The 315-nt window shown below is 49.5% G+C and carries 1 protein-coding gene; it reads left to right on the top strand.

Going from position 1 to position 315, the window contains the following annotated elements; genetic code table 11:
- Positions 1-279 (top strand): IS66 family insertion sequence element accessory protein TnpB (gene tnpB / locus IV91_RS0115150; protein ID WP_031599611.1); only part of this gene is annotated, 279 nt, incomplete at its 5' end.
- Positions 280-315 lie beyond the last annotated feature (36 nt).

Raw genomic sequence — 315 nt, 5'->3', positions numbered from 1 at the left:
GACGGACTCTATGCCCTGGCACGCAACGAGATGAAGCAGGATCCCCTGAGCGGACACCTGTTCTGCTTCATCAATCGGCGTGCCAACCAGATCAAAGTTTTATGGTGGGATCGCTCCGGTTTTTGTATTTGGAGCAAAAAATTGGAAGTTGGAAGGTTTGTCTCTGACTGGGGTCAGATCCGCTCTTCCGAAACCGATTGGACCCATCTCAAACTTCTGCTGGAGGGCGTGGAACCGAAGTCCTTCAGGAAACGTTTTTCCCGTGTGCCAACCGCTTGAAACGAGAGCAAAAATAACTCGAAAATATACCAGAAA

The sequence above is a fragment of the Ferrovum myxofaciens genome (assembly GCF_000735045.1).
Classification (GTDB): Bacteria; Pseudomonadota; Gammaproteobacteria; order Burkholderiales; family Ferrovaceae; genus Ferrovum; species Ferrovum myxofaciens.
This window is presented reverse-complemented; position numbering and strand designations above follow the sequence as displayed.